An 18,271-nucleotide genomic window follows, 5' to 3' on the forward strand; every position below is an offset into this window, starting at 1 on the left:
ATGTCGACCGCGCCATCTCCCGCACCGAGCACCACCAGACGGGCCCTTGCGGCGGTGTATGCCGCCGGCGCCGGGTCCGCCGTCGGGACCCAGATGACGACGCTCGCGCTGCCGTGGCTGGTGCTGGAGAGCACCGGCTCGGCACCGCGGGCGGGCCTGGTCTTCGCCGTGTCGGTGCTCCCCATGGCGGTGCTCGGATTCGCGGGCGGCGAGGTCATCCAACGGTACGGTGCCCGCCGCACCATGGTGGTCATCGACCTCGCGCAGTTCGTGACCATCGCGTCGATACCTGCGCTGGCCGCGGTGGGCCTGCTCAGCTTTCCCCTGCTCCTGACGATCGTCGCGGTGATCGGCGTACTCGGAGTGCCCTACTTCGCCGCACAACGCGACCTGGCCACCGAACTCGCCGGTCCGGACCCGAAGGCGCTGATGCGGGCGAACAGCGTGCTGGAAGGATGCTTCAACATCGCCGCGTTGGCCGGCCCGGCCATCGCGGGCGTGCTGATCGCGACGCTCGGCGCGGAGAAGGTGCTGTTGTTCGACGCCGTGACCTCGGCGGTGTCGGGTCTGCTGTTGTGGTGGTTCGTCCCGCGTGCGCGGCGGACGGAGCCGGCGACGCCGGCACCGCAGGAGCGACAGAACCCCGACCACTCGGGAATCCTGGCCGGGGTACGCGCATTGCTCCGGGACGACTTCCTGCGACGGGTGATGGTCACGACCGTCAGCTTCGGCTTCCTCATGCGGGTCCTGATGCTCGCGCTGCCGCTGCTGGCGTTCGCCCGCTTCGCCGGCGATGCCAGGGTCGGTGGGCTGCTGCTCTCCGGCTTCGGTGCCGGCGCGATTGCCGGGGCGGCCGTCAGCTATCTGATCGGCAGCCGGTTGTCCCCGACGATGGTCTTCGGGCTGGCCGCCTTCCAGCTCGTCCTGCCCTGGTGGGTGCTGCTGTTCGACGTGCCGGTGCCGGTCCTGGTCGCCGCGCTCGCGGTGTCCGGTGCGGCGCTGCCGTTGTCCAACGCTCCGTTCTTCAGCATCCTGGCCACCCGGTTCGCGGCAGACATCCGGGCCAAGGTGATCCAGGCGGTCATGACCATCAGCAACATCGCCGGCCCGCTGGGCTTCCTGGCCGGCGGGATGGCGATCGGCCGCTTCGGCGTGACGACGACCCTGCTCGTCCTCGCGGCCCTGTCCACCCTCGCTGCGGTCAACCTGGTGGTGGCACTGCGGCACTTCAGTCCGGTGGCGCTGACCAGCCCGCAGCGCGAGCCCGCGACGGCAGCTGCGCGGTAGCCCGCTCGGGCGCGGTGCCCGCGAACCAGGGTCGGGTCCTCGCGCAACGGTTCACCCGACATACGTGAAGGATGTGATGTCCGGGCCGACGTCGGCCCGGACATCACCGTGTGACGACGCGGCGGAAGCGTCCTTGTGCCTGGTCCTCCGACGACGATCGCGCGGGCGTAGCTCAAAGGAGCGGCCCACCCCGACCGCAGGCCAGCTATGCACTGATGGGCGCGGTTGCAGGTTCGCAACCGCGCCCATCAGGGTGGCCGGTGGGGTGCCGGCCGGGCTCGCAGTCTGTCGGGTCGACGCCGTCCTCAGACCGGCGTCGACGGGGTTTCCGTCTCGATCGCCGCGACGGCCAGCAGCCGACCGCCGGCGTAGTCGCGCAGTTCCAGGTCGGCGATCTCGGAGAGCGGGTCGGTGACGTTCTGCCATCTCCGGACGGTGACGGTGAACAGCGAGCCCAGGTCGGCGTTGCCGAAGAAGCCCACCTTCTGATCGATCACCCGCCGCTGGAGAAACTGCCGCTCGGTGCGGCCGAGCCCACGCCACAGACGCAACAGCGCCGTGTCGAAGATCGAGAAGTACGAGGCGAAGTAGACCAGCCCGGCGCCGTTGATGTCCCGTACGGCGTCCAGTGCGTACTCGAAGGACAGCTCGGCCCCGGCGACCGCGAATCCCGGCGGCGCCGGTGTGAGGAAGCTGCCCGCACCGCGGGCGCGGCCGACGAGCGTACGCGGTGAGAACCGATTGGGCAGTCGCGGCAGGTCGGCGTTGTCGAAGCCGTCGGGGACGGTCTCGGAGAGAACCCGGTTGCTGCCCGGATTGCCGCGCGCGATCCACCGGTTGAGCGTCTCCGCGTACATGCACTCCGGGTCCGGCGTCTCGTAGACCTCCGCCGGATCGAGGAACGCGGTCCCGAGGCCGGAGCCGGCGGGTGCGAGCCGGTGCAACGTCAGAACCGAGCCGCCGCCGAACTGGAAGACCCTCGACGTCACCTCAAGCTCGTCACCGAAGGCCAGGCCGTGCGGATGAACGGCCTTCCCGCCCAGGACCCGGTAGTAGTAGAACGAGAGGTAGGTCGGTTGGCCTTCGGCGGTACGGGCGGCGTGCACGTTGGTGCGGCAGGTCTCGGCCACCGATTCCCACGTCCAGTCGCCGATCCGCCCGAAGATCAGAGAGCCGCCGCTGCACATTCCCGGCGCGACGATCACCTTCCGGTGAAGGGCTGTGTTCTCGGGCATCATCTCAGCGCTCCAGTCGTGAGTGGTTCCGGTGCGGTGCGGACGCGCCACTGGTGTACCGCCGCGAGGAAGGCGTCGTTGTCCGAGGGCGAACCGAGCGACACCCGGACGCCCTCCCCGTCGAAGACCCGCAGCTCGATTCCGACCCGGGCACACCACCTGCCGAACGGGCCCGCGTTCTCGCCGAGCCCGAGCCACAGGAAGTTGGCCTGGCTGGCCGGGACCGCGAAGCCGTCGGCCAGCAGGGCAGCCCGCAACCGGGTCCGCTCGGCGATCGTGTGCCGGACCCGCGTCAGGAGCACGTCCTCAAGGGCGAGGGCGGTGACCGCCGCGTGCTGGGCCGGCGTGCTCACCGCAAAGGGCAGCGTCATCTCGCGCAGCGACGCCACGACGCGCGCCGCGCCGATGAGATAGCCGACCCGGAGCCCGGCCAGGCCGTACGCCTTCGAGAACGTGCGCAGGACCACCAGGTTGGGATACCTGTCGCACAGCGCGAGACCGCCGGTTCCCACCGGCTCGTCGACGTACTCGAAGTACGCCTCGTCGAGGGCGACCAGGCAGGTCGGCGGGACGCGATCGAGGAACGCGCGCAACCGGTCCAGGCCGAGCAGCGTACCCGTGGGGTTGTTGGGGTTGCAGATGACGACCAGCCGGGTCGTGGCGGTGATGCGGTCGGCCATGGCGGCGAGGTCGTGCACGTCGTCGGCGAGTGGCACCCGCTCCGAGCGGACCCCCAGATGGTCGGCGAGGACCGGGTAGTACTCGAAGGAACGCCAGGCGTAGACGGCCGTCGCACCCGGCCCGGCGAGCTGGAACACCGCCTGGAGCAACGCACAGGATCCGGCGCCGACCGCCACCCGGTCCGGTTCGACACCGTGCCGCCGGGCGAGCGCCGCGGTCAGCTCGGTACACGCCGGGTCGGGATAGCGGTTGACGTCCCGGCTGCTCGCCGCGACCGCGGCGACGATGTCCGGCATCGGGCCGTGCGGTGACTCGTTGCGCGACAGGGCCCGGGTGACGGCATGGGACGTTGCGGCGGTCGGCTCTGCGGCCTCACGCACGACAGCGCTCCGCGACCAGCTCGGCGATATCGCCGACCGTCGCGAGTTCCAGCAGTTCGTAGTCGGAGACGTGGATGTCCAGCCGCCTGCTGAGCAGGTCCGACAGCTCGACCACGGCGAGGGAGTCGAGGCCGACCTCGATGCGGTCGGCCGTGGCCACGACGTCCTCGGTGCGCATCTGCAGATCCTCGACCAGGATGGTCTTGAGTTCGTCAAACATGACGTGCCGTCCGTTCGAGCTGACCCGTGGACCCGGCACGCAACGCGAGCGCCACGTCCTCGATGAGGTCCTCCTGCCCGGCCACCGCCTGTAGGCGGCCCAGTTCGAAGAAGACGTCGCGTGGGTCGACGCCCTCGCGGGCGGCGACGTCCAGCACCCGGTTCTTGAACCCGGAGAACACTCCGGCCAGACCACTCACCACACTGATCGAGTCGATGGTGGGCGGTGCGGGCATCAGCTCCCGCTCGGCGATGTCCGCCGCGTCCAGCAGCCGATAGAGATCGATGCCGGTGTCATAGCCCAGCCGTTCGAGCACGGGTGCGAGAACTTCCAGCTGTGTGTTGCCGGCCCCCGCGCCGAACCCCCGGGCGCAGGCATCCAGGATGGTGGCGCCCGCCTCGGCGGCGGCGATGGAGTTCGCCACCGCCATGCCGAGATTGTTGTGTCCGTGGAACATCACCGGCACGCTGACGGCGGACCGGATGGCCGCGATCCGCGTGCTCACGTCCTGCGGCAGGTAGTGGCCGGAGGAATCGAGGATGCCGACGCCGGTCGCACCGAACTCGACGAGCCGCGCGCACTCCTCGGCCAGGCGCTCGGGACTGGCCATATGGCTCATCAGCAGCACGCCGTGTGCGTCGACGCCCGCGTCGCGCAGCAGCCCGAGGTGCCGTTCGGCCAGGTCGCTCTCGGTGCAGTGGGTGCCGATACGGACGAGGTCGACGTCGTACGAGGCGGCCAGCCGGATGCTTTCGGTCGTGCCCCAGCCCGGCAGCATGAAGACGCCGAGCTTGGTGGTGGTCAACGCATCCCGGACCACCGACAGCATCGCCTCGTCGCTGAGCAGGGCTCGGCCGGCTTGCAGGGACGAGGCCCCCAGGCCGTTGCCGTGTCCCACCTCGACGACGGGTACCCGGGCGGCGTCGGCGGCGGCAGCGTACGCCCGAAGTTGCTCCCGCCCGAGCTGGTGGCGGACGGCGTGGTGCCCGTCGCGCAGCGTCGGGTCGTGGATCAGGATGCGTTGTCTCGGCGAACCTTCCGCAGCCTGCTGGCTCATGACACGACCTCCATGGCCTCGATCGGTCGGCGTTCCACCGCACAACGCTCGGCGACCCGGATCGCCGCCGAGTTGATGATGTCGAGGTTGCCCGCGTAGGCGGGTATCTGGTCGCCTGCGGAGGTCACCTCCACGGCGATGAACGCCTTGTTGTCGTTCACGATGCAACTCGTCACGGTGTAGCCGGTGGCGAAGGCACGCACGTCGGCGGCGGCGGACGCCACGAGCGGGTGCACCGACTCGTGGGTCAGGCCCTCGCCGACCAGCGACATGGCCACCCTGAAGGTCGCCGGAGGACGAGCCGGGCTGACGTTGAGGATGGCCTTCACGTCCCCGACACCGGTGAACTCGCGGAGCGCGTCCTGAGTGGTCTCCACGTACTCGTCGAGGTTCAGCCTGGTCCCGCGGCCGACGCTGAGCGTCGCGGCGGTCGCGACCACCTCCACGTAGTCGATGCGGTGCGCTCGGGTGATCGCTCGTACGATCGGCACCGATGCCTGCCCACCGCAACTCACCATGTTCAGGTCGCGGTGAGCGGCGGCCTCCGCGCCGTTGACGGTCGGGACGACCATGCGCCCGATCCGGCTGGGTGTCAGGTCGATCAGCAGCGTGCCGAGCGGTGCCAGCGCCTCGGCGTGCTCGGCGTGCGAGCCGGCGTTGGTGGCGTCGAAGACCACGTCGAGCGGTTCGTCGAGGTCGGCAAGTGATGACAGACCCCGGCTGGTGGCCGGCAGCCCCAGTCGGGCGGCCCGCCTGAGGCCCGGGCTGTCGGCCGTCCGGCCAGCGACGAGGCGAAGGTCTAGTGCAGCGGACCGCTCGACTTTCACCGCCAGGTCGACGCCGATGAGCCCGGCGCCGAGCACCCCAGCTGACAGCCGTCGTTCTGAATTCATCGAGGAGATCGCCTTCCTATCCGCGTCGGGACTACGTATTGGTGACGTGCAGAGTGACCGAGCCCAGATGATCGAATTCGGCGGTGTAGGTGTCACCGGAACTCAACGGGACCGCGGCGTGCAGGGCACCGGTCATGATCAACTGGCCGGCCTCCAGCGTGACGCCACTTTCGCCGAGCAGGTTCGCCAGCAGCGCCACCACCGCCACCGGGTTGCCCAGGGCGTCAGCGCCCTGACCGGACGCGACCAACTCCCCGTTGCGACGGAAGGCCATTCGCACGAGCCGGTAATCCAGCTCCGCGCCGGCCGGGATCGAGCGTCCCAGCACGGCCGCGCCGTTCGAGGCGAGGTCGGCGACCGTGTCGCCCAGCCGGATGCGCCAATCCGTGATCCGCGAGTCGACGATCTCGAGACCGGCGATGACCTCTCCGATCGCCGCATGGGCCTGCTCCACGGTGACGCCAGGACCGGTCAACGGCCTCGCCAGCCGAAAGACGATCTCGGCTTCCACCTTCGGCGAGATGAACTCGCCGCGAGCGAAGCACGCACCGTCCGCGCGGACGGTCGAGGCGAACACCGGGCCGTAGTCCGGGGCGTGGACCCCGAACATCTCCTGCATCGAGGCGGAGGTGAGCCCGGCCTTGTAGCCGACCACCCGTTCGCCGTCGGCGATCAGCAGTTCGGTCAGCCGGCGCTGGACGGCGTATCCGCCGGCCGCGTCGAGCGTCGGGCAGGCGTCGGTGAACGGAGCGATCGGCACCCGGTTGCGCCGCGCCTCGTACAGGGCCATGGCCATGCGCTCGGCGTCGTGCTCCGCCAGCGTCGATGCTCCGCCGCTCCGGCTCATCGCGTGGCCACGAAGAGGCGGCTGCCGGGCATTCCCAGGGCGGTACTGGCCACCTCGGAGAAACCGGCCTGCCGGAAGAGTTCGCACCACCGGTCCTCGGTCGGCAGCCGTACGCCCATCGAGCTCTCGTGCAGGTAACTGAAGAGGGCGCTGAAGGCGCGCTCGCCCGGCGTGTCCACGTACGGCACCGCGTCGGTGACCACCAGGGCGCCGCCGTCGGCGAGGTGCTCGCGGCAGGCCCGCAGGACGCCTGCGAAGACCTCGGGATGCGCAGCGACATCGTGCATGACGAAGCCGGCATGGATGATGTCCGCGCCGTCGAGTGGAGCGGGGTCGTCGACGAGGGTCTCGACGGACCGGTTGACCACCGTGAGCCGGTCGTCCACCTGGGCGTGACGCCCGGCGCGTTCGGCCTCCTCGCACGCTCCCGGGCTGAGGTCCAGGGCCACGCCGGTGCTGGTGGGCAGCTCGGTCAGCAGCCGGATCAGCAGCGCGCCCGCGCCGGAGCCGAGATCGACGATGTGTCGGGGCTTGCGGCTGATGATCTCGGACAGCACTCCCGGATAGAAACCGCGCGAGCCGATCCAGCGGGACGACACCGCCACTTGCCTGCCGTCGCGCTGGTGCTGGCGGCCGGCCGCGTCCGGCTCACGCAGAAACCGCTCCGCGTGATCGATGTACGGCCGGTTCGCGCTGAGCGACCAGGAGAGGTAGCCCGCCTCGTACCGCCGGCCCGCGAGCTCCGCGCAGGGCGTGAACGGCCCGGTCTCGGCGTCGCGCTCCAGCAGCCCGGCGGCGGACATGGCGCGCAGGAAGAGGAGAGCGCGAGCTTCGGGAACGCCGGTCGCGGTCGTTGCCTCGGCCAGCGTGAACGGCGTCCCGCGATCGAGTAGCGGCGAAAGTCCCAGATTCTCGGCGATCTCCAGAAGAGTGGCGTTCGCCGCAAGGTCTGCGGCGATGTCACTGACGTCAGAACTAATCACTGGTTCACCCACGTCCTACTGATTCGGCGATCTTTCGGGTACCGACCCTTGCTTTTCCGGTTCCTGTCCGTCCAGTTGGGAGGGCCGGCGACGAGATGACGGCCTCCATCAACCGCTCCTTCCGTAACGGCGGGAATCGACGTTCTCGGCACGGACCCACAACGGTTGTCAATGTGCCACGGAAACACGAATCGCCCGCAGAGAAGAGTCGGCAGACATACGGGAAGGCTGCCGCCACCGGGTCGGCCGCCGGCGCAGCCGGCCGTCACCTCACGGTCAGGACGACCGGCTCTGACGCGACGATGGCGAGTCGACGCTGCGCTATCAGGCTGCGCCGGCGGCCGACAGCGAGTCGACAGCGAGTCGACAGCGGCCTGTTAGTCCGTCGCGGAACCATCCGCCCAGGACATTCCGACGCCACGCCACGCCCCGGCGTGACGACGAAGGAGGCGTGATGGGCGAACCGATGTGGGTCAACGTCATGGCGACCGACCCCGTGCTGGAGGCGGGCGTGACGAGCGTGATGCTCGGGTGCCCGGACATCGTGGTGGTGACGACGCGGGAGAAGGCGGCGGTCACGGTCCTGGTGGTCGACCATCTGGGCCAGGACGCGCTGGATTCGGTGCGGGCGGTCCGCACCAGCGCGGACCGCCCCGAGGTGGTGCTCGTCGTGCCCGAGGTGGAGCCGGCTGACGCGCTGCGAGCCATCGCGGCGGGTGCGCGCGGCCTGCTTCGGCGCCGGGAGGCGACCGCGGAGCGGCTCACCCGCACCGTGCTGGCCGCCGGTGAGGGGGACTGCACGGTGTCGCCGGACATGCTCGACCGGTTGCTCGCCGTGCCGGCGGTTCCGGCCGGCACCCTGGCGTCGAACATCAGCGACCGCGAGCGCGCGGTGCTGCGGCTGATCGCCGAGGGCCGGGAGACCGGTGAGATCGCCAAGGAGCTGTGCTACTCGACGCGAACGGTGACCAGTGTCGTGCATGACATCACGCGACGATTCCGGCTGCGCAACCGGGCCCACGCGGTTGCCTTCGCTCTGCGGGCCGGGATGTTGTGAACGGCGAACAGGAGATCGTGATGGCATCGACTGCACACGTGGTGGCCCCGAACGCCACCATCCGGGCCGAGGTGCTGGCCGCGCTGCGGCGTGCCGGCGTCACACCCGTGCCCGACCCGTCCGAATCACCGGACACCGTCATCGTCACGGCGGTCGACACGGTGCATGAGGCGCTGACGGCGTACGCGGCGCGGCCACCGTCCACGGCGCAGCGGACGCTGCTGGTCGCCGACCGCTTCTCACCGACGGACGTGGTACGCGTACTGCGTTCGGGGACTCTGGTGATGCTCCGCTTCGCCGACGTCACACCGAGCCGGCTGGCCGCTGCGGTGCAGGCCGCCCGGGACGGGGAGGTCCGGCTGCCGCACGAGGTGCTGGTCGGGGTGCTCGGTGGCACCGGTACGCCGAACCAGGCCGAAACGTCCTGGGCGGCCGGCCGGTCGCCGCTGACGCCCCGTCAGACCAGGGTGCTCGCGTTGATGGCCGAGGGCCAGGACAACGCCATGATCGCCCGGTCGTTGCTGTGTTCCAACCACACGGTGAAGAACGTCATCTACGACATGATGGCGCGGATGCAGGTACGCAACCGTGCCCACGCCGTGGCCTGTGGGGTAGCGGCCGGGTTGATCTGAGTCCAGTCGTCCGTGGTGCACACCGGCGTGCAGCCACGGACGACGTGTCACTCGGGTGGGGTTGGTCGTTCCCACGGTCGGCAGCGCAGCAGCGGAGGCTGCTCGGGCGAGGCGAGCGTGCCGTCGTCACCACTCGGCTGGCCGACGGCGGTCAGCGGCCGGCATCCGGTCACCGATGACCCGCAACAGATCGGCCGGCTCGGTCGCATAGCTCAATCCGGATCCGGGCAACTGCACCAGATCGGTGTCGCCGTACGCCGACCAGCCGGCCACTCCTTCCGCCTCGATGCCCTGGTCCAGCCACCGAATCGCGGTCAGCGGACAGCGCAGCGGCGCCGGGTGGGGCACTTGATAGGCCCGCAACGCGGCCAGTTCGGCCCGGAGCGCCCGTGCGCCGGCCGCGACGATCGACGGCAGCGGGATGGTGCCCATGGCCACTGCGGCCGCCAGCACCCGCTCGGTCAGTTCGTCGTCGGTCGGTTCGGTGTGCGCCTCGCCGGCATGGCGACTGAGGTACTGGGGTGCGGGACAGCCCGAGACGAACAGGCGCAGCGGTGCCGGCGCGCCCCGCCGGTCCAGCTCGACCGCGACCTGGTAGCCGAGCAGCGCGGCACCCTCGTGGCCGAACAACGCGAACTTCTCGACCCCACGGCGCTTGAGGTCCGTCACGAGTTCCGCGGCCCGCTCCGGCAACCCTGACGGGAGCTGGGCCGCAGACCGCGTTCCGGGTGCTTCGCCGCGCAGGTCGCCCACGATCGGCGGGCGGACAACGCACCATGGGCCGACGGTGTCGGGCCATCGGTCGAACTGGAAGTCACCGTTACCGGCGCTGGGTATGCAGATCAGCGTTGCGGTGCCGGCATGCGGAGCGGTCCGCTGGTCCAACCATGAGGCCATGAGGAGGGTCGCCTTCGTTGACGGAGAGTAGGCAATTCTTGCTCAACCGTCGTCCCGGGCACCTCCACACCGCTATCGCCGATCGGGTGGGCAGCGGCCGGCGAGGAAAGCGTCGTGATGGGGAGCCGAAAACGGCCGGCCATAGCTTCGTTCCTGTCGGCGGCTGCCGGCACAAGACCCGAAGCAGACAAGGGGTACTGAGTTGCGAGTTTCGATGGTTTCCGGTCCGCGCCTGATCGTCTCGTCGGCCACGTCGCTGGTCGCTGTTGCCGGCGACACGCCGTGGGGCTGATCAGTCTCTCCCGGGCAGTCCGACGGAGGGCCGCCGCAGCGGTGTCCCTCCGTCGGTCAGGTGCCACCTTCCTCACGAAGCCGCAAATGGTTCGGCCATCGCCACGGCTATCTTGCGTGGCCCGGTGAACGGCTCACGGGCGTGAGCCGCAAGCATGTTGTCGACGATCAGTACGTCGTCGCGCTCCCAGTCGAAGCGGCGCTGGGCGGCTCGGTAACAGTCGCGCAGGTGCGCCACGACCTCATCGGGGATTCGCCCGCCGTCGCCGTAGTACGTGTTGGTGGGCAGGTCCGCCTCGTCAAACATCTCCCGCAGCCCCTCGCAGTCCTCCTCGGGCAGCGTGGTCACGTGGAAGAACGTGAGGTGGTTGAACCAGACGGTCTCGCCGGTCACCGGGTGCTGGTGCACCGCCCGGCGGCGGGCCGTCGTCCGCAGGCCGTTGCGCCCGACCCACTGGACCTCCACACCGCTACGCGCGCAGTAGCGCTCGACCTCCGCCCGGTCGGTGGTGTTGAACGCCTGCTGCCACGGCACCCCGAAGCCCTCGGTGAAGTTGCGTACCACCGTCCAGCCGCGCCGGGTGAATTCCTCCAGGACGCTCGGATCGATCGACCGTAGGATCCGGCGGGTGTCGGCCAGCGGCGTGGCACCCTGCGTGTCGGGCGGGGTGATGCAGTAGAAGAACAGCGTCAACGGCCAGGTCGCCTGGTACGAGTTCTCGTTGTGCAGGAAGATCTCCTCGGTCGGTGGGTAGTCCGTCGAGGTGTAGACCTGGCCCTCGATGGTGCTACGCGGTGACGACCGCTCGGCGTAGGACAGCGGCGCTCCGGACACCTCCCGGACGACCCGTTCGAACCCGCTGACGCTGCCGATGTCGAAGCCGCGCAGCAGGACCGCGCCGTGGGTGTGCAGCTGCCGACGGACCGATTCCCGGATCCCGGCGATCTGACTCTCGGCCGGTTCGCCACTACTGGGCGCGGTCAGCACAGCGGGCAGCGTCGACTCATCGCGCGATACCGCGGGTATGAGGCGTACGGGCGTGATGTTGCTCGTGGTCACCGTCGGCTCCCTTCATTGCATCTGGTGGTCGGGTCGGATCAGCAGGGCCCCGGGTCGCCGGCTCCCACGTCTCGGCCGGATCCCTGGCGGCACACGTCGAGCCAGGCGGCCGGGTCGTCGGGGTTGTCCGGGACGCGTTCGCAGATGACGTAGCGCCGTGGTGTCATCGCCGTCGGATACGCCTTCACCGCTGCCAGGCAAGCGGCGTGGGCCTGCTCGGGGGTGCGGATGGCGTCGATCCGCGCCAGATGAGCGACCAACGGCAGGCCGTCCACCTCCGCGAAGATCCTGGCACCGGTCGACGGCAGGCTGTCGTCGAGCAACCGTTGCACCTCGTCCACCTCGATCCAGCATCCGTCCACGAACAGCCAGCCGGGGCCCCGCTGTATCGGGCTGAGCGGGATCGAGTCGCGGATCCCTCGGGCGCCGAGGTCAGCGGACCCGGCCGCGATCAACAGGTTCTCGACCGCCAGGAGCAGCGATTCGACCTCGTCGTCGGGGATACGGCCGGTGTCGCTGCTCCAACAGCCGAGACGCAACTGTCCGTCGGTGCCGTACAGATCGAAGCGGATCAGCGTGGTCCCGGCGGGCATCGGCTGCCGCCGCAGCTGCGTCGTGCCTCGCGCGGCGACCAGCTCATCCGGTGTGGGCACCGGTGCCGTGGCCCGTCCTGCCGCCCGACCGGATTCGATGACAAGGTTGTTGAACAGCGGTTCGCAATCGAATACGACGCCGCGCTCGTGCTCGATGCGGCGTGCGATGGCACTCTGCCGGTCCACGTCGTAACGGCCGTACCGGCTCGCGTCGACCACAGCAGCCCACGCCTGCCGGACCAGCCGGTCGAAGGTGGTGTCGCTGATCGTCAGCGTGATCGACGCGAGCTGCGCGAGGCTGCCGACGTGCTGCCGGAGATGCGGCTCGAAGCGATTGGCCGACAGGGTGGGGAGCACGAGTTCCCGTACGCCGGTCCGGTGCGAGAGCACCGCGCCGATCGCCGCCAGCACGACGCTGGCGCGACTCGTCCTGGTGCGCGCCGTCACCGCTCGCAACGCCATTCCGGCTGCGGTGGAGGTCATCTCGACGGAGACCGACCCGGTGGCGGCGGCGACCCGCGGGACCGAGTACAGGCACTGCGGCATGCGGGAGAACCGGTCTTTCCAGTAACTTAGCACCGATTCCTCGTGCCGTAGGGCCTTGGGCGAACGTTCCAGGGCGGCCAGGTCCAACGGCTGGATCGGTGGTCCGCCGGCCGGTCGTGCATCGCGGTCACGGATCAGGTCCGCGAACTCCCGCTTGATGATCTCCATGGCCTGATAGTCGACCGCGAGATGCGAACAGCCGATCACCGCGGCCTGCACCACCCCGGCGGAGCTGGTGGACGCGTCACCGGACGACACCGCGAGGGCGACCCGGACCGGCAGTTCGCCGATGCGGTACGCCCCCGCAGCGCGCAACCGCCGGGTCAGGTCCCTGGCCAGGCTGGCCCGGTCGACGACTGGTGGGTCAGCGGCCTCGATCGCAAAGACCTCCACGACAAGCTCGCCGGTGGCATGCACGAGCTGCTGCGGTTCGACGCCGTCCACGTAGGTCGTACGTAGCCCTTCGTGCCGCTCGATCAGGACCGCGAGTGCTCGGGCGACGTCATCGACCACGGTCGCGGCCGGAACGTCGAGTTCCCCCGCGACGGCCGCGAAGAAATGCTCCGACTCACGACGCAGCCACTGCAGAATGTTGTACTGGCCGATGTTGAGGGGCCCCTCGGCCGATCGCGTCCCGTGGAACCGCACGCTCACCGGTGGCCGTGGGACCAGGCTCATCGATCGCCCACGACGCCGGGGCGCGCGGGTTCCGGTTGCCTGGTGGGTCCACGTCGTCCGGGTGCTCGGCGCGGCACTGTCGATGTGCCCTGGTGAGACCATGTGCGCCAGACTATTGAGCGCTCCACGCCGCGCAGTAGAGAAGGACCGGCAACGACTCGGGGCTGCGTCGTGTGCGTTGTTCTGCCGGTTGTTCTCTGCGTGTGCCGGCCCCGCCGGGCCATCATCGACCTGCGTCCATCAGGTGTGCGCCGGCCAGGTCGGCCGGGCGGGTCTGCGTTTCGTCCACTCGGCCGGCGCGTCCGGCAGGTCGCCGACCGCCGGGTGGATGACGACGCACTCGATCGTGGGAGGCTCGAATGAGCGTATCGATCCGTCAGCGGATCACCGACATCGCGGAGATGTCAGCCGATCGGCCTGCGGTCGTCGGCTTCGACGAGAACTTCGTGGAGCAGGTACTGACGTGGCGGGAGCTGGCCGAGCGGAGCGGCCGGCGGGCGGACGCACTGGTGGACGCCGCCGCCCGGCAGACCGGTCCGGGCGTGGTCGCGATCGAGGCGAACAACACGATCCAGTCGGTGGTCGACATCGTGGCCGTCCTCTCCGCGGAACTGCCACTGCTGCCGCTGAACCCGGCCTCACCCCTACCCGAGCGGGAGAAGCTGCTCAACTTCATCGGTCAGACGTATGGACGGGCCCGACTCATCGACGCCGAGGCCGACGCGGGACCACCGGCGCGGTCGCCGGCGGCGATGGCCAGCCGGATCGCCTACCTGCTGCCCACCGGCGGCAGTTCCGGCCGACCGAAGATCGCGATACGGCCCGGACCACTCGGCTACGATCCGCACCAGGTGCCGTTACCCCTGCGCCGTCGCGCCGGCTGGCGAGCCGGTCAGCGGCAACTGATTCTCGGCCCGCTGCACCACGCGGCCCCGTTCACCACGCTGCTGGACGGGCTCCTCGACGGCAACACCACCATCCTGCCGCCGTACTTCCTGCCGGCCTGGACGGTGGAGCTGGTCGAACGCTACGCCGTGGAATGGATCCAACTGACCCCGGCACACATGCGCACGATCCTGATGCTCCTCCAGCCCGACCCGGCGTCCTTCGCCAGCGTGCGTACGGTGATGCACACGGCTGCGTCGTGCGACTCGTTCACCAAGAAGCGGTGGATCGAGCTGGTCGGGCCGCAACATCTGTACGAGGTGTACAGCTCGACCGAGAACATCGGCGGCACCCTGGTGCGGGGGGACGAATGGCAACAGCGGCCGGGCACGGTGGGCCGGGGATTCTTCACGAAGATCAGCATCAGGGACGACGCCGGGAACCGGCTCGGCCCGGGACAGACCGGCAAGGTGTTCATGCGCGCCGGCCGGGTCTCCAGAGGAGACGCCTACCTGGGCAGCCAGGTGCTCGAAACGACGGCCGACGGTTTCGCCAGCGTCGGCGACTTCGGATGGCTCGACGCGGACGGCTACCTGTTCCTCGCCCCTCGTCGGCACGATGTGATCAACGTGGGCGGTGAGAAGGTATACCCCAACGAGGTCGAGGCGCAGTTGCTGGAACACCCCGCGGTGCTGGACGCCGTGGTGGTGGCGGCCGAGGACCAGGTGCTGGGCTCTACGGTCGGCGCCTACGTCGTGTGCAGGCCGGGAGCCTCGGTCAGCACCGGTGAGCTGATGGCGCACTGCCGGGCTGGTCTGGTCAACTACAAGGTGCCGACGCGGGTCACGTTCGTCGATCAGGTGCCGCGCTCGGCCGCCGGGAAGCTCGAACGTTGGCGGCTGGCCGGCCAGCGGGGCTGATCGCGGTCACATCGTCACCTCGCCGGCCGGCTCGTTCTTGTTGCTCTGCGTCGTCAGCCGGCCGGCGGCCCGGCGCAACGCGCCCAGCTCGTCGATGGAACGTGAGTGCCACGGGTTGTTCTCCTGCATCGCGAAGGCGTTGGCGGCCTGCACGAAGAAGTGTTCCGCGGTATCGAACTCACCCCGGCCCAGGTACACCCGGCCGAGGCCGAACAGGGCGTGTGCATGAACATTGCGCTCCTGCGTCATCCGGCAGATCTCGACCGCCTCGCTGAAGTGAATCTCGGCAACGGTGAACTCGTTCTGCTCCAACATGGCCCCGCCGAGGCCGATCAGGGCGTAGGACTGGCCGATCCGGTCGTCCTGCGCCCGAGCCAGATCCAGTGCCGACTGGAAGACAGCCTTCGCAGCCAGCGACTGCTTTGAGTCGGCAAACACCTCGCCGAGCCGGTACAACGCCTGGGCCTGAAGGCGCCGGTTACCCAGCTGTTCACCCAGTGCGAGCGACTCCTTCGCCAGGATCTCGGCCCGCTCGGGGGCTCCGAGATCCAGGTGGCTACGCGCGAGTCCACTCAGTACGTGAGCCTGTGCGCCCAGGTCGCCGACTGCCCGGAACTTCTCCAGCGCCTGCTCGTAACGCCGCACCGCCCTGTCGGGTCGACCCTGGATCCGGTCCAGGTGCGCAAGGTTGCGCAGCGTCAATGCCACCCCGGTCTGATCGCCGACCGCATCGAACAAGCTCATCGCGTGCAGCAGGTTCTCGCCATCGTCCTCGGCGTGTTGGGCTACGCCCAGCGAGCCGAGCGACGCCAACACGGCGGCCTCGCCCCGGCGATTGCCGGCCCGGCTGGTGGCCTTCAGCGCGATGTGGTGAGTCGTACGCCATTCGGCGAACAGGCCGCGCCTTTCATGCATGGCAACCGATACGGTGGCCAACTCCCAGCACAGCTCGTCCAGTCCCAGCTCCGCTGCCTGGCGGATCGCCACTTCCAGCGTGATGCGCTCCTCGTCGAACCAGGCGGTGGGATCGCCGAGGAAGCGGTCGAATTCGGCACGTGCGCCGGCCCATCGGGGTGCCGTGCCGTGCAGAACCGCGAACCGCCCCCCGTAGATACGCTGATGAGCCTCCTCGGCGACAGCGAGCAGGGCACCGAGCGATCGGGTGACCGCCACTATGCAGGTCTCCCGGTCGTCCTGCGTCAGCCGGTGCTCGCTTGCAAACACCCGCACCAGCTCGTGGAATCGGTATCGGGGCTGCTTGGTGAGCGCGGAAAGGTGGGCCTCCAGCAGCCGGACGTCCACGAGCTCGTCGAGGAGCGCCGTGGCCTGCCTCGAATCGCAGTCCAGCAGAGCCGCCGCGGTCCAGGCGCTGAACTCGTGTAGCTCCAATGCGCTGAGCAGCCAGAACAAGGTCTGCGCCGGCACGGTGAGGGACTCGTACACGTCAGCGAGCAGCGAGCGGACCGCGACGTCACCGTGGGACAGTTCGTCCAGCCGATACCGTTCGTCGCGCAGTCGGTCCAGCAAGGTGCCAACGGCCCAGTGCGGGTGTGCAGCCAGTCGCACTCCGGCGATCCGCACGGCCAGGGGCAGGCCACCGCACATCTTGGTCAGCGCGACCGCGGCCTCGGGCGCCGCGGCGACCCGCTGCTCTCCGCAGATCTGGCCGAGCAGGCTCAGGCTCTCGTCGGCCGACATCATGTCGACGTCGACGGCTCGGGCGCCCGGGATGCCGGCGAGCCGGCGGCGACTGGTAATCAGCACCGCCGGGCCTGGCACGCCGGGGAGCAGGTCGGCGATCTGGTCCTCGTTGCCCACATCGTCGAGCACGATCAACAGCCGCCGCGTCGCGAGCTGGCTCCGTAGCAGGTTGATCCGCTGGCCGGGTGCGACCGGGATCGCCGCCGGGGCGACGCCGAGTCCGTGCAGGAGGTCGCTGAGTACGGCTTCGGTCGAGCGTGGCTGCGTGGTGCTCCCGTAGAGGCAGGCGTACAGGCTGCCGTTGACGAACGTGGCGCGCAACCGGTGCGCGACGTGCAGGGCCAGCGAGGTCTTTCCACAGCCCGGCGCGCCGGTGATGACCGCGATCGGCACCTGGTTGGTGTCCTCGCTGGTCAGCGTGGACGTCAGGGTTTCGATCAGCGCCGCATGGCCGACGAAGTCCGGCAGATCTGCGGGCAACTCCTGCGGGCGGTGCACGCTCGTGGCGGTCTCGGTTCGCCTGTCGTCCACTTCGCCGCTGATGCTGCTGTCCTGGCTGAGGATCGCGCGTTCCAGTTTGCGCAGGTACTGGCTCGGCTCGATGCCGAGCTCGCCCACCAGATTGGTGCGGGCCGTACGGTACGTCGCCAGCGCCTCTGCCTGCCGTCCCGACCGATACAGCGCGAGCATCCGGAACCCCCACAGGCGTTCCCGCAGGGGGTGCTCCGTGGTCAACGCGACCAGTTCCTCGACCAGTTCCCGATGACCGCCCAGGCCCAGACAAATCTCGGCGCGGTCCTCCAGCGCCATGATCCGCCGCTCCTCCAGACGGTGGGAGACGACTTCGGCGGCCCGGCCGGGCACTCCGCCCAAGGCCGGTCCGGACCAGATGGCGATCGCGCGGTCCAGGTGCGTCAGCGCCTCGTCCAGCCGACCTTTGGCTGCGGCGGACCGGCCCCGGGCGAGAGCGTCGTCGAACATGAGGTAGTCGAGCTGCTGGCGGTCCACCCGGATGGAGTACCCGATTGGGCTGGTGTCGATGATCTCCGGACTGCCGAGAGCCCGGCGCAACGCCGAGATGCAGATCTGGATCTGACCACGCGCGCTGGTCGGCGGGGAATCGTCCCAGACTGCGCCGATCAGCTTTTCCACGGTCACGACATGGTTGGCGGCCATCAGCAAATTGGCCAGCACTATACGTTGCCGCGGGGAGGTTATCGGCACGGGGGAACCATCGACCACGGCTTCCAATGTTCCGAGAACCCGGAACTCGACTCGCACCATGTCGGCCAGCATACGGTATCACGGAACGACGATCATCAATCACGTTTGTTCCGGAAGTTTCTCGGGCGGCAACCGGGCGCACTCGAGCGGGGTCGCGGAGCAGGGATGCCGCGAGTAGTCTCAATTCGTCGGGAGGCGATTTGA

The 18,271-nt window shown here is 69.4% G+C and carries 15 protein-coding genes; 4 read left to right on the forward strand and 11 right to left on the reverse strand.

Translation table 11 applies throughout. The features are described from left to right. The gene (locus tag ACIBO1_RS20235; protein ID WP_396748639.1) at window positions 1-1,287 is read left to right on the forward strand and encodes an MFS transporter; all 1,287 of its coding nucleotides are present in this window, start codon (window positions 1-3) and stop codon (window positions 1,285-1,287) included. Between the two features lie 305 nt (window positions 1,288-1,592). Here the strand turns inward: ACIBO1_RS20235 and ACIBO1_RS20240 are convergent, their stop codons facing one another. The 7 genes from ACIBO1_RS20240 to ACIBO1_RS20270 are packed head-to-tail and all read right to left on the reverse strand — an operon-like array spanning window position 1,593 to window position 7,595. Beyond that, entirely contained in the window at window positions 1,593-2,525 is a 933-nt protein-coding gene (locus tag ACIBO1_RS20240; protein ID WP_396748641.1) for an LnmK family bifunctional acyltransferase/decarboxylase, read from the reverse strand. After that, the gene (locus ACIBO1_RS20245) at window positions 2,522-3,583 is read right to left on the reverse strand and encodes a histidinol-phosphate transaminase (RefSeq protein WP_396748643.1); all 1,062 of its coding nucleotides are present in this window, start codon (window positions 3,581-3,583) and stop codon (window positions 2,522-2,524) included. The genes ACIBO1_RS20240 and ACIBO1_RS20245 overlap by 4 nt, the downstream gene beginning before the upstream one ends. After that, window positions 3,576-3,803 (reverse strand): acyl carrier protein, encoded by a 228-nt coding sequence (locus tag ACIBO1_RS20250; RefSeq protein ID WP_396748645.1) that lies wholly within the window; start codon window positions 3,801-3,803, stop codon window positions 3,576-3,578. The genes ACIBO1_RS20245 and ACIBO1_RS20250 overlap by 8 nt, the downstream gene beginning before the upstream one ends. After that, the gene (gene dmpG / locus ACIBO1_RS20255) at window positions 3,796-4,860 is read right to left on the reverse strand and encodes a 4-hydroxy-2-oxovalerate aldolase (RefSeq protein ID WP_396748647.1); all 1,065 of its coding nucleotides are present in this window, start codon (window positions 4,858-4,860) and stop codon (window positions 3,796-3,798) included. Before dmpG ends, ACIBO1_RS20250 begins: the two co-directional genes overlap by 8 nt. Continuing rightward, entirely contained in the window at window positions 4,857-5,753 is an 897-nt protein-coding gene (locus ACIBO1_RS20260; protein WP_396748649.1) for an acetaldehyde dehydrogenase (acetylating), read from the reverse strand. The genes dmpG and ACIBO1_RS20260 overlap by 4 nt, the downstream gene beginning before the upstream one ends. 31 nt (window positions 5,754-5,784) lie before the next feature. Continuing rightward, window positions 5,785-6,600, reverse strand: coding sequence for a 2-keto-4-pentenoate hydratase (locus ACIBO1_RS20265; protein ID WP_396748651.1), 816 nt, complete (start codon window positions 6,598-6,600; stop codon window positions 5,785-5,787). Next, complete coding sequence (locus ACIBO1_RS20270) at window positions 6,597-7,595, reverse strand: class I SAM-dependent methyltransferase (protein ID WP_396748653.1); 999 nt, start codon at window positions 7,593-7,595, stop codon at window positions 6,597-6,599. Before ACIBO1_RS20270 ends, ACIBO1_RS20265 begins: the two co-directional genes overlap by 4 nt. 442 nt (window positions 7,596-8,037) lie before the next feature. Between ACIBO1_RS20270 and ACIBO1_RS20275 the strand changes: the two genes are divergently transcribed. Continuing rightward, window positions 8,038-8,640 (forward strand): response regulator transcription factor, encoded by a 603-nt coding sequence (locus ACIBO1_RS20275; protein ID WP_396748655.1) that lies wholly within the window; start codon window positions 8,038-8,040, stop codon window positions 8,638-8,640. A 20-nt stretch (window positions 8,641-8,660) separates the two neighbouring features. Next, window positions 8,661-9,272, forward strand: a complete 612-nt coding sequence (locus ACIBO1_RS20280; protein ID WP_396748657.1) for a LuxR C-terminal-related transcriptional regulator — start codon at window positions 8,661-8,663, stop codon at window positions 9,270-9,272. A 126-nt stretch (window positions 9,273-9,398) separates the two neighbouring features. On the opposite strand, the gene ACIBO1_RS20285 is transcribed toward ACIBO1_RS20280, so the two are convergent. The 3 genes from ACIBO1_RS20285 to ACIBO1_RS20295 all read right to left on the reverse strand — a co-directional run bounded on the left by ACIBO1_RS20285 (window position 9,399) and on the right by ACIBO1_RS20295 (window position 13,337). Continuing rightward, entirely contained in the window at window positions 9,399-10,169 is a 771-nt protein-coding gene (locus ACIBO1_RS20285; RefSeq protein ID WP_396748659.1) for a thioesterase II family protein, read from the reverse strand. A gap of 364 nt (window positions 10,170-10,533) precedes the next feature. Further along, window positions 10,534-11,505 (reverse strand): TauD/TfdA family dioxygenase, encoded by a 972-nt coding sequence (locus ACIBO1_RS20290; protein WP_396748843.1) that lies wholly within the window; start codon window positions 11,503-11,505, stop codon window positions 10,534-10,536. Window positions 11,506-11,558: 53 nt separating this feature from the next. Continuing rightward, entirely contained in the window at window positions 11,559-13,337 is a 1,779-nt protein-coding gene (locus ACIBO1_RS20295; RefSeq protein ID WP_396748661.1) for a condensation domain-containing protein, read from the reverse strand. 359 nt (window positions 13,338-13,696) lie between these two features. On the opposite strand from ACIBO1_RS20295, the gene ACIBO1_RS20300 reads away from it, so the two are divergent. After that, the gene (locus ACIBO1_RS20300) at window positions 13,697-15,142 is read left to right on the forward strand and encodes a class I adenylate-forming enzyme family protein (protein WP_396748663.1); all 1,446 of its coding nucleotides are present in this window, start codon (window positions 13,697-13,699) and stop codon (window positions 15,140-15,142) included. Between the two features lie 6 nt (window positions 15,143-15,148). Here ACIBO1_RS20300 and ACIBO1_RS20305 read toward each other — a convergent pair whose 3' ends face one another. Then, window positions 15,149-18,127, reverse strand: coding sequence for a BTAD domain-containing putative transcriptional regulator (locus ACIBO1_RS20305; RefSeq protein WP_396748666.1), 2,979 nt, complete (start codon window positions 18,125-18,127; stop codon window positions 15,149-15,151). Between the last annotated feature and the right edge of the window lie 144 nt (window positions 18,128-18,271).

The organism is Micromonospora sp. NPDC049903 (assembly GCF_044460945.1).
Taxonomy (GTDB): Bacteria; Actinomycetota; Actinomycetes; order Mycobacteriales; family Micromonosporaceae; genus Micromonospora.